This is a genomic window from Actinomycetospora sp. NBRC 106375 (genome assembly GCF_030269665.1).
In the GTDB taxonomy this organism is placed as follows: Bacteria; Actinomycetota; Actinomycetes; order Mycobacteriales; family Pseudonocardiaceae; genus Actinomycetospora.
Map to the genome: position 1 here is coordinate 253,168 of NZ_BSTS01000011.1, position 14,996 is coordinate 268,163.

Annotated in this window: 17 protein-coding genes; 8 read left to right on the top strand and 9 right to left on the bottom strand. The window is 74.4% G+C overall.

Features of this window, described 5'->3' with window-relative positions; genetic code table 11:
* Positions 1 to 37 precede the first annotated feature (37 nt).
* Complete coding sequence (locus QSK03_RS20065) at positions 38 to 817, top strand: enoyl-CoA hydratase (RefSeq protein WP_285655698.1); 780 nt, start codon at positions 38 to 40, stop codon at positions 815 to 817.
* A gap of 10 nt (positions 818 to 827) precedes the next feature.
* Here the strand turns inward: QSK03_RS20065 and QSK03_RS20070 are convergent, their stop codons facing one another.
* Positions 828 to 1,556 (bottom strand): GntR family transcriptional regulator, encoded by a 729-nt coding sequence (locus tag QSK03_RS20070; RefSeq protein WP_285655701.1) that lies wholly within the window; start codon positions 1,554 to 1,556, stop codon positions 828 to 830.
* Positions 1,557 to 1,684: 128 nt separating this feature from the next.
* Here QSK03_RS20070 and QSK03_RS20075 point away from each other — a divergent pair, with 128 nt between their 5' ends.
* The 5 genes from QSK03_RS20075 to QSK03_RS20095 are packed head-to-tail and all read left to right on the top strand — an operon-like array spanning position 1,685 to position 6,909.
* Entirely contained in the window at positions 1,685 to 2,917 is a 1,233-nt protein-coding gene (locus tag QSK03_RS20075; RefSeq protein WP_285655704.1) for an acyl-CoA dehydrogenase family protein, read from the top strand.
* 12 nt (positions 2,918 to 2,929) lie between these two features.
* Positions 2,930 to 3,826 carry a fumarylacetoacetate hydrolase family protein gene (locus tag QSK03_RS20080; protein WP_285655707.1) on the top strand — a complete coding sequence of 299 codons (897 nt, stop codon included), beginning with the start codon at positions 2,930 to 2,932 and terminating at the stop codon, positions 3,824 to 3,826.
* On the top strand, positions 3,823 to 4,800 hold the full coding sequence (locus QSK03_RS20085) for an alpha/beta fold hydrolase (protein WP_285655710.1): 978 nt from the start codon (positions 3,823 to 3,825) through the stop codon (positions 4,798 to 4,800). The genes QSK03_RS20080 and QSK03_RS20085 overlap by 4 nt, the downstream gene beginning before the upstream one ends.
* Entirely contained in the window at positions 4,797 to 5,402 is a 606-nt protein-coding gene (locus QSK03_RS20090) for a VOC family protein (protein ID WP_285655712.1), read from the top strand. Before QSK03_RS20085 ends, QSK03_RS20090 begins: the two co-directional genes overlap by 4 nt.
* 4 nt (positions 5,403 to 5,406) lie before the next feature.
* Positions 5,407 to 6,909 carry an FAD-dependent monooxygenase gene (locus QSK03_RS20095; RefSeq protein WP_285655714.1) on the top strand — a complete coding sequence of 501 codons (1,503 nt, stop codon included), beginning with the start codon at positions 5,407 to 5,409 and terminating at the stop codon, positions 6,907 to 6,909.
* On the opposite strand, the gene QSK03_RS20100 is transcribed toward QSK03_RS20095, so the two are convergent.
* The 4 genes from QSK03_RS20100 to map form a co-directional block, all read right to left on the bottom strand.
* Positions 6,910 to 8,103, bottom strand: a complete 1,194-nt coding sequence (locus QSK03_RS20100; protein ID WP_285655717.1) for a patatin-like phospholipase family protein — start codon at positions 8,101 to 8,103, stop codon at positions 6,910 to 6,912. It lies immediately after the preceding gene.
* Between the two features lie 48 nt (positions 8,104 to 8,151).
* Positions 8,152 to 8,481, bottom strand: a complete 330-nt coding sequence (locus tag QSK03_RS20105; protein ID WP_285655720.1) for a putative quinol monooxygenase — start codon at positions 8,479 to 8,481, stop codon at positions 8,152 to 8,154.
* Positions 8,435 to 10,129, bottom strand: coding sequence for a metallophosphoesterase family protein (locus QSK03_RS20110; RefSeq protein ID WP_285655723.1), 1,695 nt, complete (start codon positions 10,127 to 10,129; stop codon positions 8,435 to 8,437). Before QSK03_RS20110 ends, QSK03_RS20105 begins: the two co-directional genes overlap by 47 nt.
* Positions 10,130 to 10,190: 61 nt before the next feature.
* Positions 10,191 to 10,973: a type I methionyl aminopeptidase gene (map, locus tag QSK03_RS20115; RefSeq protein WP_285655726.1), complete on the bottom strand. Its 783-nt coding sequence runs from the start codon at positions 10,971 to 10,973 to the stop codon at positions 10,191 to 10,193.
* 50 nt (positions 10,974 to 11,023) lie between these two features.
* Here map and QSK03_RS20120 point away from each other — a divergent pair, with 50 nt between their 5' ends.
* A complete protein-coding gene (locus QSK03_RS20120) occupies positions 11,024 to 11,290 on the top strand; it encodes a helix-turn-helix domain-containing protein (RefSeq protein ID WP_285655729.1) in 267 nt (88 codons plus the stop codon).
* A 7-nt stretch (positions 11,291 to 11,297) separates the two neighbouring features.
* On the opposite strand, the gene QSK03_RS20125 is transcribed toward QSK03_RS20120, so the two are convergent.
* Complete coding sequence (locus QSK03_RS20125) at positions 11,298 to 12,293, bottom strand: aldo/keto reductase (protein ID WP_285655734.1); 996 nt, start codon at positions 12,291 to 12,293, stop codon at positions 11,298 to 11,300.
* 129 nt (positions 12,294 to 12,422) lie between these two features.
* Here QSK03_RS20125 and QSK03_RS20130 point away from each other — a divergent pair, with 129 nt between their 5' ends.
* Positions 12,423 to 13,265: a helix-turn-helix transcriptional regulator gene (locus tag QSK03_RS20130; protein ID WP_285655738.1), complete on the top strand. Its 843-nt coding sequence runs from the start codon at positions 12,423 to 12,425 to the stop codon at positions 13,263 to 13,265.
* 3 nt (positions 13,266 to 13,268) lie between these two features.
* Here the strand turns inward: QSK03_RS20130 and QSK03_RS20135 are convergent, their stop codons facing one another.
* From QSK03_RS20135 to QSK03_RS20145, 3 genes are all read right to left on the bottom strand, one after another.
* Positions 13,269 to 13,862, bottom strand: a complete 594-nt coding sequence (locus QSK03_RS20135; protein ID WP_285655741.1) for an NADPH-dependent FMN reductase — start codon at positions 13,860 to 13,862, stop codon at positions 13,269 to 13,271.
* 63 nt (positions 13,863 to 13,925) lie between these two features.
* Positions 13,926 to 14,255 carry a branched-chain amino acid transporter permease gene (locus QSK03_RS20140; protein ID WP_285655744.1) on the bottom strand — a complete coding sequence of 110 codons (330 nt, stop codon included), beginning with the start codon at positions 14,253 to 14,255 and terminating at the stop codon, positions 13,926 to 13,928.
* Entirely contained in the window at positions 14,248 to 14,940 is a 693-nt protein-coding gene (locus tag QSK03_RS20145) for an AzlC family ABC transporter permease (RefSeq protein ID WP_285655747.1), read from the bottom strand. Before QSK03_RS20145 ends, QSK03_RS20140 begins: the two co-directional genes overlap by 8 nt.
* Positions 14,941 to 14,996: the final 56 nt, after the last annotated feature.

Consider the following 14,996-nt stretch of genomic DNA (forward strand, 5'->3'; position numbering starts at 1 on the left):
CTCGACACCCGGGACGCGGACCCCCGAAGATTTTTCCGTGAGTCTCGCGCGGATCGACCTGCCCCACGCCGAGGCCGTCGTCGGCGACGACGGCGTCGGCACGCTGACCGTCGTGAACAGCCGGTCGGCGAACGTCCTGGGCACGCCGGCGATCACCGACCTGCGGACCGCCCTCGCCGAGCTCGCGCAGCTCGACGCGCTGCGGGCGCTGGTGCTGCGCGGCACCGGGGACGAGGCCTTCGTCGCCGGCGCGGACATCGGTGAGATGGCCGTGCTGGACCAGCCGTCCGCCGAGGTCTTCATCGAGGGCCTGCGGCTGCTGTGCGAGGCGGTGCGCCACCTCCCGGTCCCCGTGATCGCCCGGATCCCCGGGTGGGCCCTCGGCGGCGGGCTCGAGCTCGCGATGGCCTGCGACCTGCGCATCAGCAGCGACGCCGCGCGCTTCGGGATGCCCGAGGTCGCCATGGGCATCCCGTCGGTGGTGCACGCCGCGCTCATGCCGCGGCTCGTCGGCGCCGCGCACGCCTCCTGGATGCTCCTCACCGGGGAGTCCGTCGACGCGGCCACGGCACTGTCCTGGGGGCTGGCCGACGAGGTCGTCCCGCTCACCGGGCTCGACGCGCGCGTCGGTGAGCACGCCGCCCGGTTCGCGGGGTTCGGGGCCGACGTCGTGCGCCGGCAGAAGCGCCTGCTGCGCGAGTGGGAGGAGCAGACGCCCTCCGCGGCCGCCGTCGCGAGCGTCGCCGAGTTCGGCGCCGCGTTCGCGACCGGCGAGCCGCAGGCGTTCATGCGCCGGTTCCTCGAGCGGGAGCGGTGATCGGGGGAGATCACGCCGTGGCGTCGCCGCCCCTGAGCCGCCGGCGCGAGGCGTCGAGGCTGCCCATCTCGCGCAGCATCGTGGTGAGGTTGTTCTCGAGGTGCTCGCGCACGGCGTCGCGCACCGTCGCGGGGTCGCGCGTGCGGGCGGCGTCGACGATCTCGTCGTGGGCGTGCGCGCGGTGCTTCGCGAACGAGTCGGGCGCCTCGACGGGGTCGAACACGAGCCGGGTGTAGCGCTCGGAGGCGTCCCAGAGCGGGGCGAGCATCCGCCGGTCCCAGCCGCTCGCGGCCGGCTCGATCATCCGCGCGTGGAACTCCCGGTGCGGCGCCCAGAACTGCTCGCCGAGCACGTCACCGAAGGTCGCGCGGACCATGCCGTCGAGCTGGGTGATCTCGGCGTCGGTGCGGTCCGGGGCGGACAGCGCGGCGAGCTCGGGCTCGACGGTGGTCCGGAGCCGGTAGATCGCCCGCAGGTCGTCGGGATCGAGCGGGGTGACCATCGCGCTGCGCGAGGGGCTCAGCGTGATCAGACCCTGCGCCTCGAGCTGCCGCAGGGCCTCGCGGACGGGCACATGGCTGACCCCGAGCTGCTCGGTGAGGGCCGGGACCGTGAACGGGCGCCCGGGCGGTAGCTCCCCGGACAGGATCGAGCGGCGGATCTCGTGCAGCACGAGGTCCACCGCCGAGGCCTTCTGTGAGGCCACCGACCGCATGCCGCGGCCATCGTGCTCGTCCACCGCCACCCCCAGGTCCCGCGCCAGCCGGGTCAGCGTAGCGCGCGTTGACATCTTATAAGTTAGCGCCGTAGCGTCCAGAGCGTGGCCCAGGTCACGCCGACGTGACGAGCAACCGGAGGTGCTCCGAGATGACCACACCCTCGATGAACGACTGCGCGCTGGACCGCGCCGGCACGTCCGACGAGGCCCGCGCGCTGCGCTCGACGCTCGTCGGCCGCGCCCGCGAGATCGTCCCGGTGCTCGCCCGCAACGCGGCCCGCACCGAGGAGGACCGGCGCGTCGTCGAGGAGAACATCGCCCTGATCGACGAGGCCGACCTCTTCGCGATCATGAAGCCGCGCCGGCTCGGCGGGCTCGAGACCGACATGCGCACGAAGCTCGAGGTGTCCCGCGAGCTCGCCCGCGGCTGCGGCTCGACCTCCTGGGCCATCACGCTGATGAACGTCTGCTCGTTCTTCGCCGGCCTCTACCCGGACCAGGCGCAGCGCGACGTGTGGGAGGCCACGCCGGGCGCGCGGATCGCCGGGGTGCTCGCCCCGTCGGCGGAGGCCACGCGGGTCGACGGCGGCTACCGGCTGACCGGGCGCTGGGGCTGGGCCTCGGGCTGCTTCCACGCGCAGTGGGCGGTCGTCGGGTTCCCGGTGCCCGACGAGCACGGCGAGGTCGTCGACCAGGGCCTCGCGCTCGTCCCGATGGACGAGCTGACCATCGAGGACACGTGGTTCGTCGCCGGCATGCGCGGCACCGGGTCGAACACCCTGGTCGCGCGGGACGTGTTCGTCCCCGAGCACCGTGTCCTCTCGATCCCGGCCGCGATCGGCGGGCGCTACGGCACCGAGCACACCGGCGAGGCCCTCTACCGGTCGGCGTTCGTCCCGGTCGCCGCGCTCGTGCTCGCCGGTCCGCAGCTGGGCCTCGCCCAGGCCGCGCTGGACCTCGTGATCGAGAAGGCGCCGAAGCGCGCGATCTCCTACACCTTCTACGACACCCAGACCGACGCCCCGACCTTCCAGCTCGCCGTGGCCAAGGCCGCGTCGCTGGTGGACGCGGCGCACCTGTTCGCCTACCGCGCCGCCGCCGACATCGACCAGGCCGCGGCCGACGGCATCTACCCCGACTACGCCGCGCGCGCCCGGGTGCGCATGGACACCGGAGCCGCGATCGAGAACGCCCGCGAGGCGATCCGGGTGCTGATCTCCGCCCACGGGGCGGGGTCGTTCGCCGAGACCAGCCCGCTGCAGCGCATCTGGCGCGACTCCGAGGTCGCGTCCCGCCACGCCGTCATCAGCCCCGCGATCTCCTCCGAGGTCTACGGGCGGGCCCTGCTGGGCCTCACCGACGGCGTCACCGCCCTCGTCTAGGAAGGACGTTCGTTGCGCATCGCCAACCACGCCGGGCGGCTCGCCCTGGTGGAGCCCGACGCCGAGTCGCCTGGCGGGCTGCGCGGGCTCGACGTCGAGCGCGCCAGCGACGGCCGCTTCGCCGCCGACCCGCAGGCCGTCTACGACCGGTGGGACGAGTTCCGCGACTGGGCCGGCACCGCGGACCTCGCGGCCGCCGTCCCGCTGGGCAGTGTCGATTCTCCTGGGGCTGCCCTCGGCCCCGTCGCCCCCCGGCCGCCGCAGGTCTTCGCGGTGGGCCTGAACTACCGCGACCACGCCGCCGAGTCGGGCATGGACCTGCCGGCGACGCCGCTGGTGTTCACCAAGTACGCGTCGAGCTTCACGGGCCCGCAGGGGGACATCACGCTCTCGCCGGGCACCGTCGACTGGGAGGTCGAGCTCGTCGCCGTCATCGGCACGGGCGGTCACCGCATCCCGGCGGCGCAGGGGTGGGACCACGTCGCCGGCCTCACCGTCGGCCAGGACCTCTCCGACCGCGTCGCCCAGTTCGCCGCCCCGCCCCCGCAGTTCGGGATGGGCAAGTCCTACCCCGGGTTCTCGCCGATGGGCCCGGCGCTGGTCAGCGTCGACGAGCTCCGCGCGGCCGGCCTCGACCCCGACGACCTCGAACTGGGCTGCCTCGTCAACGGCGAGAGCGTCCAGAAGGGGCGCACCGGGGCGATGATCTTCTCGGTCCCGGTCCTGGTCGCCGAGCTCTCGGCGATCGTGACGCTGCTGCCCGGCGACGTGGTCTTCACCGGCACCCCGGCGGGCATCGGGGCGGGCCGGACCCCGCCGCGCTTCCTCGGCGACGGCGACGAGCTCGTCACCTGGTGCGCCGGGATCGGCCAGATGCAGCACCGCTTCGTGACGGGAGACCGATCGTGACCGTCCAGGAGGCCGCCGACCGCGGCGACGTCTTCGTCCCGCACGGGTTCGACGAGCAGACCGTGGACCTCGGCGAGGTCCGCATGAACTACGCGACCGCGGGCGAGGAGTCGTCGCCGGCGCTGCTGCTGATCCCGGGCCAGTCCGAGTCTTGGTGGGGCTACGAGGCGGCGATGCCGCTGCTGGCCGAGCACTTCCGCGTGTACGCGGTGGATCTGCGCGGGCAGGGGCGTTCCACGTGGACCCCGGGCCGCTACACGATCGACAACTTCGGCAACGACCTCGTGCGGTTCATCGACCTGGCGATCGGACGGGAGACGCTGGTCAGCGGCCTGTCGTCCGGCGGCGTGCTCTCGGCCTGGCTCTCGGCGTACGCGAAGCCCGGGCAGGTGCGGGCCGCGGTGTGGGAGGACCCGCCGCTGTTCGCGTGCCAGACGACGCCCGCGATCGGCCCGGGCATCCGCCAGGCCATCGGGCCCGTCTTCGAGGCCTGGAACACCTGGCTCGGCGACCAGTGGAAGGTCGGCGACTGGGACGGGCTGATGCGCGCCATGCCCACCGCCCTGCCCCCGGAGATCCTGCGCGCGATGGCGTCGATGATCCCGCCGCCCGATCCTGACGCGTACCCGCCGGCCGGCCAGAACCTGCGCGAGTACGACCCCGAGTGGGGCCGCGCGTTCACCAGCGGCGCCGCGACGGCGTCCTGCGACCACGTGACGATGCTGCGCCAGGTCCGGGTGCCGGTGCTGTTCACCCACCACTTCCGCACCGTCGACGAGCAGACCGGGCGCCTCATCGGGGCGTCCACCGACCAGCAGGCCCGCCGGGTCCGCGACCTCGTGGCGGAGGCCGGGCAGCGGATCGACTACCGCTCGTTCCCCGAGGTGCCGCACTCGATGCACGAGCACGCCCCGAAGCTGTACGTCGAGGCCGTCCTCGACTTCGTCGCGACCCTCGACCAGGAGACGCCATGAACCAGCACAAGCAGGCCCCGATCATCCCCCCGAAGCTGCACCACGCGACGTTCCTGACGCTGAAGCTCGACGAGATGGTGCGCTGGTACGGGCTCGTGTGCGGGCTCTACCCGGTGCACTACGCCGAGACCGCGGCCTGGCTGACCAACGACGAGGCCAACCACCGGATCGCGCTCATCGCCCACCCCGCGGTGCACCGGCCGGTGAACAAGCCGACCAGCGCGGGCCTGCACCACACGGCGTTCGAGTACGACTCGTTCGACCAGTGGCTCGACAACTACGAGCGGCTGCGCGACCACGGCATCACGCCCTTCATGTGCCTGGACCATGGCATCACGATGTCGCTCTACTACGCCGACCCCGAGGGCAACGGCGTCGAGATCCAGTTCGACGCGTTCGGCGACTGGGCGGTGTCGAAGGAGTGGATCTGGGCGTCGCGCGAGTTCGCCGAGAACCCTCTCGGCGAGTGGTTCGACCCCGACAAGCTCGTCGAGGCCCGCGCGCAGGGGGTCTCCCAGGACGAGATCCACGAGGGCGCGCGCGCCGGGAAGTACAAGCCCGAGAACCCGCCGGCCGACCTCCTGCTGCCCGAGGTCTACTGACGACGTGGATCGCTGCGAGGTCCTGGTCGCGGGCGGCGGGCCGGTCGGGCTCGCCACCGCGGTCGAGCTCGGCCGGCGCGGGATCGACTGCCTCGTCGTCGAGCCCCGCCCGTCGGTGTCGCGCAGCCGCCCGCGCTGCAAGACCGTCAACGTCCGCACCATGGAGCACCTCCAGCGCTGGGGCGTCGCCGACCGGCTGCGGGAGCGCGCCCCGTTGCCGGTCGACTGGTCGCAGGACGTCGTGTTCTGCACCTCCCTGTCCGGGCACGAGCTCTCCCGCTTCCGCGGCGTGCTCGGGCTCGCCCCGGAGGAGGGGCGCTGCGCGGAGCCCGGGCAGCAGGCGCCCCAGTACGTGCTCGAGGAACTGCTGCGCGAGGTCGTCGCGGAGATCCCGTCCTGCACCCTCGCCACCGGGAGCCGGGTGGTGGCGCTGGAGCAGGACGAGGACGCCGTGCGGGTGACCGTCGACGACGGCGCCGGGTCGACGCGGGTCGTGCGGGCGAGCTACGTGGTCGGTGCCGACGGGCCGCGCAGCGTCGTGCGCGAGCAGGTCGGGGCCGACTACCTCGGCGAGCACGCCCTGCGCCCGAACTTCGGGATGGTCGTGCGCTCACCCGATCTGTGGCGCCACGTCCGGCACGGCCCGGCCGTGCAGTACTGGACGGTGAACCCCGTCGCCCCGGCGCTGATGGGTCCCCTCGAACGCGACGGCACCTGGTGGATCATCGCGTTCGGCGTCGAGCGGGCCGACGGGGAGGCACGCGCCCGGGAGATCGTCGACGCGGTCGCGGGCGTGCCGGTCGAGGCCGAGGTGCTCTCGACCGATCCCTGGACCGCGCGCATGCAGCTGGTCGACCGGCTGCGCGTCGGCCGTGTCCTGCTCGCCGGCGACGCCGCGCACCTCAACCCGCCCTTCGGCGGGCACGGGCTCAACACCGGCATCGGCGACGCGGTCGACCTCGGCTGGAAGCTCGCGGCGGTGCTGCGCGGGTGGGGCGGGCCGGGGCTGCTGGCGAGCTACGAGGCCGAACGGCGCCCGGTGCAGGAACGGGTCATCCACGCCGCCGAGGACAACATGAAGACGCTCTCGACCGACCTGCTCGTGGGCGACCTCGACCGCGACGCGGCCGCGCGCCGGGCGGCTCACGAGCGGATCCAGGAGACCAAGCGCGCCGAGTTCCACGCGCTCGACCTCGTCCTGGACGTCGTCCACGACCGCTCGCCGGTCGTCTGTCCGGGCGCCGGGGACCGGCTGCCGCACCGGTGGCTCGGTGCCGGCCGCTCGCTCTACGACGCGCTGGGTCCCGTGCTGACGCTGCTCACGCCGGACCGGGTCGCCGCCGGCGCGTTCACCGACGCCGCCCGCGCCCGCGGCGTGGACCTGCGTGTCCTCGACGAGCCCGGCCCCGAGCTGCTGCTCGTGCGTCCGGACCAGCACGTCGTCTGGCGCGGCGCCGCGCCCCCTCCCGACGCGCCCGCCGTGCTCGCCCGGGTGCTGGGTGGGTGATCAGGCCGCGCCCGGTGGGTCGTAGGTCCAGCCGGCGGCGAGGGACTGCACGGCGTGGGCGCGGCCGAGCTCGACCTGCTGCTTCGCGTACTCGCCGTCGAAGAGGATGTGGCTGAGCAGCTCGTCGCGGCCGAGGCCGTCGCCGAGCGCGTCGAGCAGCCGCCCGACCGCGGAGTTCGCATCGAGCGGCAGCGCCGAGGGCCGGAACGTGTCGGCGGCGAGCCGGGCGAGCTGGCCGTCCCGCGGAGCGACCAGCAGGTACGGGACGCGGGGGTACGGCCTGCGGTCCTCGGGCAGGACGTCCGCGACGCCCTCGAGCCAGCGGTTGCGCAGGCCGAGCGCGTGCAGGTCGTCGGCGAGCCCGTCGGTGAGCACGGCGCGCACCGACAGCGCCGCGGTCGCCGCGGTGTCCGGTGGCGGGGACCCGGCGTCCACCGGCGTCGGCGACGGCGGCGGGCCGACCGAGTGCCCGGACACCACGACCAGCCGGGTCACGCCGCAGGCGAGCGCCGCGTCGACGGGCGCGTTGAGCCGCACGCCGCCGTCGACGTAGTACCCACGGAACCGCGGCGGCTCGGCGACGTACTCCGGGGGGAACGCCACGGGGATCGCGGCCGAGGCGAGGACGTGCGACAGGTCGATCCGGTCGACCGCGGCGACGTCGACGGCCGGGTCGTCGGGCGGGCGGACGGGTTCGCGGCCCAGCAGGAACAGCCGCGAGCGGGCCGCGGCGCCGTCGGTGGGGCACACGGTCGCCGCCACGGCGAGGGTCTCGGGCCGGCCGGCGCGGACGTGGGCCGCCACGCGGTCCGCGTCGAAGATCTCCTCAGCGTGCCGGCGCAGCGGCGCGGTGTCGAGCAGCGACGCCACCGGCCCGACGAGGCGTTCCCACGGGCTGCCCGCCAGGAACGCGCGCCCGACCACCCGCAGCCCGGCGTCGTCGAGGACGGGGTTGTCGAAGACCTGACCGAAGCCGGTCCACACGTCCGCGACGTGCTGGCCGGCGTCGTCCCCGGTGTCGGCGAACTGCGCGAGCAGCGTCGCGGAGATGCCGCCCGAGCTCGTGCCGAGCAGCACGACGGGCTCCCGCCCCTGCTCCCGCAGCGCCGGGACCAGCACCGACAGCGCGCCGGCCTGGTACGGACCCCGCGCCGCCGCCCCCGACAGGACCAGCCCCACCCGCTCGTCGCCCACCCGCGCGATCCTGGTGCATCGCCCGCCAGCGCCGACACCGCCGCCGGGTCACATGTGCGCGGCGACCTCGCCCATCTCGCTCCAGCCGACCCCGGCCGGCAGCTCCTGGTAGACGATCGTCGGGACCCGCGACACGACCGAGGGCAGCCAGCCGAAGAACCACTGCGCGTGCTCGGATGACACGTGGGCCTCGCCGGCGGCCTGGTCGGCGTAGTTCGCGACGACGACGAACTCGTCGCCCTGCTCGACGCTCTCGTAGCAGGTGAAGTGGAGGTTCCCGGGCTCCTCGCGGACCTGGGCGCTGTAGCGCGTCACCCCGGCCAGGAAGTCGTCACGCTTCTCGGGACGCACGTCGATGCTGATCACGATGAAGATCACGAGGTCTGGCCTCCTCGGCGAGGGACTGGCGGGGGTCGAGCACGAACGGTTCGTCGACGAGGTGCACCGACCAGTTCTGCTCGGTGCTCCAGCGCGGGGTCGCGCCCGCCGACCACCGCCAGCGCCGCGGGACGCGCTCGACGCCGAGGGCGTAGACGGTCAGCGTGCCGTCGGGCGCAATGCGCAGGCGCAGGAAGCCCTTGTGGTCCTCGATGCTCTGGGCGGCGAACAGCTCGTTGCGGTTGGTCCAGCGCCCGTAGGCGAGGAAGAACGCGGCGAGGACGACGCTCGCCACGAGGCCCGCGACGAGCACGACGGCCGTGGCGGCCAGGGCGCCGCCGAGGGCGCGGGCGACCCACACCGACACCCCCGCGACGATCAGCTCGGGCAGCGCGAGCAGCGCGGTGAACAGGATCTTGCGGGGCGCGCCCGGGCGCTGCGGCGCGACGAGCCCGAAGCACACGCCGGCCACGACGACCGCGCCGACGCCGACCAGGATGCGCAGGCCGAGCACCGCCGGGACGATCACCAGGCCCTGGAGGACCGCGAGCAGCAGCAGGAGAGCCGCCCCGTTGCGCCACGGCAGGCGGTAGAGCACCCGCCACGCCTCGAGCCGCGACTCGCGCGCCGTGGGGAAGACGCGCGGGCCGAGCTCGTAGCGGTGCGTGGTGTGGGAGCGGTGGGGGCCGGGGTCGGCGAGGTCGGTGGTGACGTCGAGCGCCGGCTCGAGGAAGTGCGTCGCCGACGTGTACGCCCCGCCATGGCCCGCGGTGACGAGCACCTGCTCCTCGTCGTCCGGATCCGCCGTGCTGCCGGGGCGCCGCAGCGCGTACCGCGCGTAGTGGTGGGTGTCGCCGGTGAGCACGAGGCGCACCGGGTGGTCGTGGCCCGCGAGGATCTCGCGCAGGAAGAACGCGAGCCGGTCCATCGCGTGCTCGGAGCCCGCCTCCGCGCCGTACCAGGCGGGGGTCGCGGTGCACAGGATGATCCGGTCGCCGGGGCTCATCCTGTCGACGACGGCCCGGAACCACTCCAGCTGGGTGGCGTCGATGTAGGTGTCGAGCTGGATGTCGATCGCGAGCACCCACCACCCGTGGGGCAGCGAGGCCGCGAAGTACGAGCGACGCTGCTGCGTGCGCCAGGCGGCGAGGTCGCGGCCCTGGCAGAACACGCGCAGGAACGCGGTGAGCCCGTCGTACCAGTCGTGGTTGCCGGGGATGGCGAGGACGGTCGGCTGCTCCGCGCCGGGGACGAACTGGCCGGTCAGCGGGGCCTCGAGGCGCTCCTCGTAGGCGCGCACCCCGGCGACCGGGTAGACCTCGTCGCCGCCGAGCAGCAGCAGACGGCCGCGCGGCAGGTCGTGGCCGTCGACCTCGAGGGCGGGCCGGCCCAGCAGCGTGGCCACCGTGCACGTGGGGGCGAAGCCGTCTCCGGTGTCGGCGAGGAAGTCCAGCCAGAACTCCTCGCCCGGTGCCGCGGTGAACGCCGCGGGCTCCTGGGTGAAGGTCGTGCCGGACATGACGTCGCGCTTGTCGGAGTACGCGGTGACGACGCCGGCGATCGCGACCTCGATCCCGGTGCGGGCCAGCTCCACCGGCGACAGCCACCGCACGGCCGGGCGTTGCGGCGGCTCGACCTCCCGCTCCACCCGGACCCCTCCTCGCCGCCGGCCGTCGGGTGATCAGCCTGGTCCGCGGCGCGCGGGGGCGTCAACTCGCGACCGGCTCCTCCCGCCGGGTCAGCACGCGCGGTCCGTCCCCGGTGATCGCGATCGTGTGCTCGGAGTGGGTGGTCCGCGAGCCGTCGGCCGACCGGATGGTCCAGCCGTCGGGGTCGTAGACGATCTTGCCGGTGGTGCGGGCGAACCAGGGCTCGAGCGCGAGCGTCAGGCCGGGCCGCAGCCGCAGCCCGCGTCCGGGGCGCCCGTCGTTGGGGACGTGCGGGTCCTCGTGCATCGTGCGCCCGAGCCCGTGCCCGCCGAACTCGAGGTTGACCGGGTAGCCGTGACGGGCGGCGACCGCCCCGATCGCCGCCGAGACGTCGCCGAGCTTCGCGTCGGGCTGCGCCGCGGCGATCGCCGCCTCGAGCGCCTCCTCGCTCGCACGGACCAGGCGCACGTCGTCCTCGGCGGGGGTGCCGACGATGACGGTGACCGCGGAGTCGGCCACCCATCCGTCGATCCCGAGGGCGAGGTCCATCGTCAGCACGTCGCCGTCGCGCAGCACGTAGTCGTGCGGCAGGCCGTGCAGCACGGCGTCGTTCACCGAGAGGCACACGACGTTGCGGAACGCGCCGCGCCCGAAGGACGGCGCGTAGTCCCAGTAGCAGGACTCGGCGCCGCGCTCGCGGATCATCGTGCGGGCGTGCTGCTCGAGGTCGAGCAGGTTCACGCCCACCTCGGCGCGCGCGGACAGCGCGGAGAGCACCTGCGCGACGAAGCGGCCGGCCTCGTGCATCCGCTCGATCTCCGCGGGCGACTTGAGCTCGATCACGTGGCTCGCTCCATGGTCGGGATAGTTATACCGGTATTAGTATCACGACCATGGTGCGCGTGCCGCTGTCCGGGGAGGACCACGAGCGGGGCCAACGACTCGGTCAGGTGCTCCGGGCCGCCCGCGGGCCACGCAGCATGACCTCCGTCGCCGCGGCCGCCGGGGTCTCGCCCGAGACGGTGCGCAAGATCGAGAGCGGCCGCGTGCCGACGCCGGCGTTCTTCACCGTCGCCGCCCTGTGCACGGAGCTGGGCCTGTCGATCGACGACCTCACGGCCCGGTGCGCCCCGCCGGCACCGCGGTCCCGCAGCGCCTGAGCCGAGGTCAGTTCCCGACGCCCAGGCTCGCCATGAACGCCGCGGGGTAGCGGTCGCCGCGCGCCGACCCGGCGGGCACGGCGTCCTCGATGCGGGCGAGGTCGTCCGCGGTGAGCTCCAGGTCCGCCGCGGGCAGGGCCTCGTCCAGCCGCGTCCGGGTCCGGGCGCCGACCAGCGGCACGATGTCGTCGCCCTGGACGGCGACCCACGCCATGGCGAGCTGGGCGACCGTGCAGCCCGTGCTCGCCGCGACCTCGCGCAGGGCCTCGACGAGCGCCAGGTTGTGCTCGACGTTGCCGTCGGCGAACCGCGGGGTGGCGCCGCGGAGGTCGCCGGGGGCGGTCCGCCCGGTCGTCCAGTGCCCCGAGATCAGGCCGCGGCCGAGGACACCGTAGGCGGTCAGCCCGATGCCGAGCTCGCGCAGCGTCGGCAGGACGTCGGCCTCGACGGCGCGGGAGAGCAGCGAGTACTCGATCTGCAGGTCGCTGATCGGGTGCACGGCGTGGGCGCGGCGGATCGTCGCGGCGTCGACCTCGGAGAGCCCGATGTGCCGGACGTGGCCGGCCTCGACCATCTCGGCGATCGCGCCGACGGTGTCCTCGATCGGGACCGCCGGGTCGAGCCGCGCGGGGCGGTAGACGTCGACGTGGTCGGTGCCGAGGCGCTGCAGCGAGTAGGCCAGGAAGTTCTTCACGGCCGCCGGTCGGTTGTCCTGCCCGCTGAAGACGTGGCCCGGTCCCCGCAGCGCCCCGAACTTGACGCTCAGCGTGTAGCTGTCGCGGTCCCGGCCGCGCAGGGCCTCGCCGAGCAGCATCTCGTTGTGGCCCATGGCGTAGAAGTCGCCGGTGTCGATCAGCGTCATCCCCGCGTCCAGGGACGCGTGCACCGTCGCGATCGCCTCCGCGCGATCGGGCTCCCCGTAGGCCCCGGGCGACATGCCCATCGCGCCCAGGCCCAGCGCGCCCACGGCCGGCCCGGTGCTCCCCAGTCGTCGCGTCCTCATCGGTCCTCCTCGTGCTCGGTGATCACTGCTGTCCACCGTGCGCCCGTCCGCGCGGGGCCGGGAGAGGAGCGTTCATCGGGGGAGCGGCTCTCCCTGGATCGGGCGCCGCCGGCGGGGGATCGTCGGGGCATGCAGCGCGACGAGCTCGCCGACTTCCTGCGCCGGCGCCGGCTGGCGATCCGCCCGGCGGAGGTCGGCCTGGTCGACGGGCCGCGGCGTCGCACCGCCGGCCTGCGCCGCGAGGAGGTCGCCCTGCTCGCCGGCATGTCGACCGACTCCGTCGTGCGCCTCGAGCAGGGCCGCGGCAGCCGGCCCTCGACGCAGCTGCTCGCCGCGCTGGCCCGGGCGCTGCGTCTGTCGGAGGACGAGCGCGCCCACCTCTTCCACCTCGCCGGGCACCCGGCGCCCCCGGCGGACGGGACGGCGCGACTGGCGCGGGCGGGTCTCGTACGCATGATCGACCTGCTCGACACCCCGGCGATGGTGCTCTCCGACCTCGGCGAGGTCCTCGCCCAGAACCGGGCGTCGGTGCTCGTGGCGGGCGAGCACACCGGATACACCGGCGACCGGCGCCACCTCGCGTACCGCTGGTTCACCGAGCCCGACGTGCGCGCGTCCCACGCACCGGACGAGGTCGAGCGCCACTCCCGCGAGCTGGTCGCCGACCTGCGGGCCACCGCCGGGCGGCGCTCCGACGACCCGACCGTCGGCGGCCTGGTCGAGCGCCTGCGGGCCGCGAGCGACGACTTCCGCCGACGCTGGGCGGACCACGAGGTCGCGGTGCGCCGCGCCGACCGCAAGACGCTGGTGCACCCGCGCGTCGGCGAGCTGGTGATGGACTGCGAGACGCTCGTGACCCCCGACCAGCGCCAGCAGATGGTCGTGCTCACGCCCGCCGACGCGACGACCCGCGAGCGTCTCGACCTGCTGCGCGTCCTGGGGCTCGAGGAGTTCCCGACGCTCGCCCGGTGACCGTCAGCGGGACCCGCGCAGTCCCAGCGTGCCGATCCACTCGGTGAGGCCGTCGAGGGCGGCCTTGCCGCCGGTCTCGGTCTCCGCGGCCGGGGCGAAGACGCGCGCGTCACCCTCCCCGGAGACGTTCTTCGCCGCGAACGGGATCGGCACGGTGGCCGCGACCGGCACCATGCGCAGGCCCACGAGCACCGGCCAGAGCGCCTCGGCGGCCCGGGCGCCCGCCGCGACGCCGCCGTAGCCGATGAGGGCGACGGGCTTGCCGGCCCACTCCTGGTTGAGGTGGTCCAGGGCGTTCTTGAGGGCGGCGTTGTAGCTGTGGTTGTACTCGGGGTGCACGATCGCGAACGCGTCGGCGCGGGCGATGATCGCGCTGAACGCCTTCGTCGAGTCGAGCGTGTAGCGCCCGAAGCGCGGGTGCTCGGGCTCGGCGAACATCGGCAGGTCGACGTCGGCGAGGTCGACGATCTCGACGTCGAACGCCCCGTGCTCGCGGGCGTACTCGGCGAACCAGCGCGCGATCGGCTCGCCCACCCGTCCGGGTCGCGTGCTCGCGACGATGATCTGCAGCAGCGGACGGCGACCGGCCTCGGTCATCGGACTCCTTCGACGATGGTTGTCGGTACAACCATCATCCTCCTCGTCGCGGCGGGACGCACCTCAGCCGGGGACCAGGGTGAGCGCGATCGCGTACGTGACCGTGCCCGCCGCCATGCTGAGCAGGGCCTGGCGGCGCCACAGGTGCACGGCGACGGTGACGGCGACCGGGACGAGCTCGCGGGCGACGAGCAGCGGGCGGTCGACGGGCAGGTCGCGCAGCAGGTAGACGACGAGGATCAGCATCACCCCGGCGGGCAGGTGGCGGCCCAGGTGGGCCACGAGCCGCGAGGAGCGCAGGCGGCCGAGCACCGCGAACGGGGCCGCGCGCAGGGCGAGGGTGATCGTGGCGGCGACCGCGACGACCGCGACCAGGTAGCCGGTGCTAGGCACGGCGCACCTCGGTCGCCCGGTAGCGCACCAGCAGCACCGCGACGAACAGCGCCATCGCCACGAGCAGCATCTCGCCGGGGGCGACGAGCCGGGCGACCAGCGCGCAGGCGACGGCGAGCAGCGGGCCCGCGGCCTCGCGCCCGGCCACGGTGGCCTCGGTGGCCAGGACGACGAAGAGCGCGGTGAACAGGAACGCGAGCGCGGGCACGTGCAGCGAGAAGCGCTCCCCGGCCAGCGCGCCGACGAGCCCGCCGCTCACCCAGGACACCTGCAGCAGGGCCTGCGACCACAGGATCCGCCCGCTCGAGAACGCCTCGGCGGGCCGGGCGGTGGTCAGCGCGTAGGCCTCGTCGATGAGCGCGAACACCGCGTACGCGCGGCCGAGCCGGCCCCGGACGCGGTGCAGGGGGAACGACAGGCCGTAGAACACGTGCCGCCCGTTGACCAGCAGGGTCGTGAGGGCGACGGCGGCCAGCGGCGTCCCCGCGACGGCGAGCGTGACCAGCAGGAACTCCAGGGACCCGGCGTAGACGACGGCGCTGAAGACCGGCGCCCACCACCAGGCCAGCCCGGAGCCGACCACCACCAGCCCGAAGCTCGTGCCGAGCAGGAACATGCCCGCCCCCACCCCGGCGACGTCGCCGGCGGCGGCGCGGAGGTCGGAGCGGTGTCCTGGGGCGAGCACGCCGGCAATGCTAGGCCGGTCGCGGCGCCACGCGATGGCGAATCCGGGTGGCTCCA

What these genes read in the sequence shown, in the direction of transcription:
- QSK03_RS20125 (WP_285655734.1), bottom strand. Translation starts at nt 12,293, where the DNA reads ATGAGGACGCGACGACTGGGGAGCACCGGGCCGGCCGTGGGCGCGCTG.
- QSK03_RS20135 (WP_285655741.1), bottom strand. Translation starts at nt 13,862, where the DNA reads ATGACCGAGGCCGGTCGCCGTCCGCTGCTGCAGATCATCGTCGCGAGC.
- QSK03_RS20120 (WP_285655729.1), top strand. Translation starts at nt 11,024, where the DNA reads ATGGTGCGCGTGCCGCTGTCCGGGGAGGACCACGAGCGGGGCCAACGA.
- QSK03_RS20090 (WP_285655712.1), top strand. Translation starts at nt 4,797, where the DNA reads ATGAACCAGCACAAGCAGGCCCCGATCATCCCCCCGAAGCTGCACCAC.
- QSK03_RS20130 (WP_285655738.1), top strand. Translation starts at nt 12,423, where the DNA reads ATGCAGCGCGACGAGCTCGCCGACTTCCTGCGCCGGCGCCGGCTGGCG.
- QSK03_RS20075 (WP_285655704.1), top strand. Translation starts at nt 1,685, where the DNA reads ATGACCACACCCTCGATGAACGACTGCGCGCTGGACCGCGCCGGCACG.